The sequence below is a fragment of the Nitratifractor sp. genome (assembly GCF_015487065.1).
In the GTDB taxonomy this organism is placed as follows: Bacteria; Campylobacterota; Campylobacteria; order Campylobacterales; family Sulfurovaceae; genus Nitratifractor.
In genome coordinates this window covers 1-4,397 of sequence record NZ_WFQN01000086.1, presented here as the reverse complement: position 1 = coordinate 4,397, position 4,397 = coordinate 1, and the positions used below count along the sequence as shown (strand labels likewise).

Genomic DNA, 4,397 nt, shown 5'->3' with positions numbered 1-4,397 from the left:
ACGAACTGGGGAAGGTCGACGCGATCTATGTGCTGGATCCCCTGGGACGCCAGCTGACCAATACCGTCAGCATCGATCCCAAGTTCGCCCGCAAAGGCGCCGGAGAGAGCCGGAGCAACCGGGCCTACTACTACCGGGTGGTCAAAGAGAAACGCTGTGTCCTCACCGATCCCTATCCCTCTCTCGGGGGGAACAAACTGGTGGTCACTGCCGCCTACCCGATCTTCAACGACAAGAACGAGCTGCAGTATATCGTCTGCGTGGACATCACCCTGGAGAACATCCTGACCCTGGTCCATCCCACCTCGATCGATTCCATTATCGGACGTTTCAACAAGTGGGTCTATTCCGCCTTCAGTGTAGCGCTTTTCGCTGTGGCGCTGCTGCTCTTTATCAAGGCGATCGACAGTTTCATCACCTACGGCCTGGAGTTCGACAGGATCAGTGTCAAAGATATGTTCGAGTCGACGATTCTGCTGACCCTTTCCCTGGCGATTTTCGACCTGGTCAAGGCGATCTTCGAGGAGGAGGTACTGGGAGCTCACAAAAAGAATGTCGAAGACGACATCCACAAGACGATGGTCCGCTTCCTGGGCTCCATCATCATCGCCCTGGCCATCGAAGCACTGATGCTGGTCTTCAAGTTTGCCATGACCGATCCCAACAAACTACTCTACGCCGTCGGGCTGCTGCTGGGAATCACGGCACTGATGATCGGGCTCTCCATCTACCTGCGGGCCATCGACAACCGCCGCGACAGGCGACGATGACCTCTCCCTGCAAAAAGCTGATTATCTTCGATATGGATGGGACGCTGGTGGACAGCTCCGTCGCCATCGCCAACGCCATCAACTTCGTCCGCCACCGCCTGGGGCTGCCGCCTCTCGATCCGGACACCATCATTGCCAAAGTCAACGATCCCCATCTAAACGCCGCGGAGTATTTCTACGAAACCGACCATTTCCAGGTACGACACGAAGAGTGGTTCAGCGAATATTACAGTGCACATCATCAGGAGGAACTACGCCTCTATCCCGGGATCCTGGGGCTGCTGGAGTGGCTCAAATCAAAAGGATGTCTCCTGGCCGTCGCCACCAACGCCTATCGCCGCTCCACGCTGGAGAGTCTGGAACATCTGAAGATTCGGGAATTTTTCGATGCTGTCGCCAGCTACGACGATGTACCGCAGGGGAAACCGGCTCCGGATATGCTGCTGAAGATCCTGGAGGAGCTGCGAATCGCCCCTGCCGAAGCGCTGTTTGTGGGAGACGGTCTCCGAGACGAGATGGCGGCCGAGGCGGCCGGAATCGACTTTATCCTGGTAGAGTGGGGCTTTAGCGATCACCGCGAAGCGGTCGAGAGTGTGGAGGAGCTGCGGGGAGTGCTGGAGCGTCGCTGCTGTCGTTGACAAGCCATTGTTTCGTCATCCTGAACTTGATCCTGGAACCAGCGTTTTGTGGGTGTTTTAAGGCCTGGATTCCGGGTCAAGCCCGGAATGACGGGAATGTTTCACGGAATGCAGCGGGGATCAGGCCTCTTTGGTGAGTAGCTCCCGGGCGAAAAAGTAGATCGCCGCGTTGTAGAGGGAGAGGAAATAGAGGCCGACCAGGGCGATGGGCAGGAGGAGGATGGAGATGGTGAACCAGGAGAGGATGATCGCCGCGACAAAGACGATCGCCGTCCAGAGCAGGATCAGCAGGAAATAGTCTTTATTCAAGGTGCGTTTCCAGAAACGGGGATTGAAAAGCAGAAAGCTTTTGAGGAAGGCGCTGTTGAAATCGGGGGCCATCATTACCTCGCCCAAAACCCCCGGAAAGATATAGCCCAGCCACATAGAAATGAGGAGAATCAGCGCCAGAGCGCCCAGGGCTCCCGAAGTGTAGATGGAGGCGGCGACGGCCTGCATATCACCGCTGTTCAGGCTTTGAATATCGATGTTCATACCGATCAGTCCTACGAAGATCATCGCCAGAACCATCATGATGAGGAAGATCCCCAGAAAGCCTCCAGTGGCTACATCGAGATGGCGGGTCAGAAAATCGCCCAGTTTGGTCCGGGCAGCCACGTCGGCCATCTCCTCGCTCCGGGAGAGTTCCGGGATCTGACGGGCGACAAAGATCTGGATCGCCAGGCTCAGGATCGAATAGGCGAAGGCGAAGGCGATCCCGATAAAAGGAACGATCTTCAGCAGTGCCAGGGTGACCAGGATGGCAATGGCGGCCAGAGAGAGGGCCACGTTGCCTTTGAAGAAATTGACGGCGATATTGATCGCCTCTTTGTTGCTCGGTTGGATCATGTTGGACTCCTCCGTTTTGAAAAAGTGATTGTTCTGGATTTATTGTAGCAAGAAAGAGTGAGGGCTTGTGCAAACCAGGTAGCCAAAGGGGGCCTTACCAGGAACCGCCGCCTCCACCACCGCCTCCGCCGCCGGAGAAGCCTCCGCCTCCCGAGAAGCCGCCGGTCTCGCTGGGAGGAGGGGAGGAGACGGCATCGACGGAGTGGGCGTAATCCCCCAGATCGTCAAAATCTCCATAGTACCAGGTGGGAGCGGCGATTCCCAGAGCGGTGTAGAGCTCCTTCCAGGCGTCGGTCATCCCGAAGAGCATCGCATAGGGCAGGAGCCGGTCGAGATAGAGGGGGTCCTCTTTGAGGAAGCGGCGGATCCGAGCCTTTTCGACCCGGGCGATGAACTCCTTGAGCCCCAGCAGGTAGCGGTGCGCTTCGGCTCCTTTGGGGGTAAAAGGCCCCACTTTGCGATAAAAATAGACGATCGCTCCGGCGGCAAGAAAGAGGATGCCCGTCGGGCCGAAAAGGATCGACCGTAAGTCGGTGACGGCAAAAAGGGCTCCCAAAAGGGTAAAGAGGCTAAAGCCGGTCCAAATCAGTCCGAAGATACCTTGAAAAAGGCTTCGGCTCTTCCATGCCCGATAGAGTATTTGCAAGCCGGCCCCGACAAAGACGAGGGTAAAAAGGCTTAGAAAGAGCAGTTCAGGATGACCGATTTGAAAGGTTTGATAAGCGACAAGTCCCAGAAGAGGAAGGGCAAGTAGAATTGCTTTGATGAGAAAATTGCGACGGGCCTTTTGAGGGTTTTCCCTAAAATATCCCTCTTTGACGGACCAGCGGTAGAGGATCTCGTCCAGATCCTCCAGCGCGGAGGAGAAACGTTGTCGGCGATCGCGAGCGTCGGTATCGAAGGTGAAGCTGTTGCCGTAGTGAAATAGCACACGCAAAAGATAACGCTGATCTTCCGTCAATTCATCCGTGAGCGTTTTATCCGTCCGTTGCACGAAACTGAGGCTCTTCTCTTTGTGGATCGTGAGGTACCCCTTTTCGGCTAGCTCCACGATGGCGGCGGAGATATCGTTGTGATTACTGAACTTGTCATAGATCAGCCCCGCCTGCAGAAGGCTGAGCCCCTTGGGCGGGAAATATTGGGGAGCGATGGAGCCTTGGGCAGATGCTTGGCCGCTTTTGCGAGCGAAGATACCGAGAAGAAAAAGATAGAGCAGTGTCAGCGGCCAGGGGAGGGAATCGACGAGTCGTTGGCTGAAAGAGACGGCGGTATTGACTTTGCTGCGTTCTCCCAGGAGCCCTTCGGGATAGATCACCTCCACGGTGATTCCTTCATGGGGCGCCAGATTTCCGGCTTCGAGTGTGAAATGGTGGGGATCGATCCAGTGGATCGCTCCTGTGGGGGTGGTGGAGCCGTAGCGGCCGACCCAGCCGCGAACGGTGACAGTGTCTCTGCTCAGCTTTGGAGGGAGAAAAACCTCGCCTCTGAAACGCTCCACCGGGACCTTCCAGCCGGTCCCCAGGAGGTTCCAGCGGATGGCATCGCCGCTGCCGTCGGAGGCGGGGAGTACCCCTTTGGCGACGGTGTAGTCGATAGTGTAGCGATGTTTTCCGCTAATGCGTCGGTTGGGATCACCGATTTTGAGCCGTATCATCGGTCCCGCTTCGGAAGTGTAGAGCGACTCTTCGCTCCAGGGAGAGGGAGAGCCATCTCTTAGGACATGGAAGTTGGACAACCCCAAATCGATAGGGTGGGGATTGCCCTGCACTTTGACGCTTCGGGGGATGTCCCGGTAGATGCCGTGGCGGGAGAGGGTGCCGAAGTCGTAGAGGATCTCTTCATGGATGTTGAGGGTGCCGTCGGGCTGAACCCTCAGAACGGTACGGTAGTCCCGGATCGTCTCGGCGTCAAGCAGAGAGCCGAAGCTCAGCAGCAGCCCCAGCCACAGGAGAAGAGCTCGCATCGCCGGATCAGTCGAACTTGATCTCGGGCATTTTCTTGACCGCCGCTTTCTCCGATTCGTCCAGTTCGAAGAAATCCTTGGGTTGGAAGTGGTAGCGCTGGGCGATGAGCACGTCGGGGAAAGATTCCAGACGGGTGT

General features: G+C 56.7%; 4 protein-coding genes. 2 read left to right on the top strand and 2 right to left on the bottom strand.

The features are described 5' to 3' along the window. Nucleotides 1-770 (top strand): PDC sensor domain-containing protein (locus F8I07_RS04480; protein ID WP_292656269.1); only part of this gene is annotated, 770 nt, incomplete at its 5' end. After that, nucleotides 767-1,408: an HAD family hydrolase gene (locus tag F8I07_RS04475; RefSeq protein WP_292656265.1), complete on the top strand. Its 642-nt coding sequence runs from the start codon at nucleotides 767-769 to the stop codon at nucleotides 1,406-1,408. The genes F8I07_RS04480 and F8I07_RS04475, both read left to right, overlap by 4 nt. A gap of 120 nt (nucleotides 1,409-1,528) precedes the next feature. On the opposite strand, the gene F8I07_RS04470 is transcribed toward F8I07_RS04475, so the two are convergent. Together F8I07_RS04470 and F8I07_RS04465 are read right to left on the bottom strand one after the other, a co-directional pair. Further along, nucleotides 1,529-2,296 carry a hypothetical protein gene (locus F8I07_RS04470; protein ID WP_292656263.1) on the bottom strand — a complete coding sequence of 256 codons (768 nt, stop codon included), beginning with the start codon at nucleotides 2,294-2,296 and terminating at the stop codon, nucleotides 1,529-1,531. Nucleotides 2,297-2,390: 94 nt separating this feature from the next. Continuing rightward, nucleotides 2,391-4,259, bottom strand: coding sequence for a DUF2207 domain-containing protein (locus F8I07_RS04465; protein WP_292656261.1), 1,869 nt, complete (start codon nucleotides 4,257-4,259; stop codon nucleotides 2,391-2,393). Between the last annotated feature and the right edge of the window lie 138 nt (nucleotides 4,260-4,397).

Coding starts and splice junctions, on each gene's coding strand:
- F8I07_RS04475 (WP_292656265.1), top strand. CDS start 767: ATGACCTCTCCCTGCAAAAAGCTGATTATCTTCGATATGGATGGGACG.
- F8I07_RS04470 (WP_292656263.1), bottom strand. CDS start 2,296: ATGATCCAACCGAGCAACAAAGAGGCGATCAATATCGCCGTCAATTTC.
- F8I07_RS04465 (WP_292656261.1), bottom strand. CDS start 4,259: ATGCGAGCTCTTCTCCTGTGGCTGGGGCTGCTGCTGAGCTTCGGCTCT.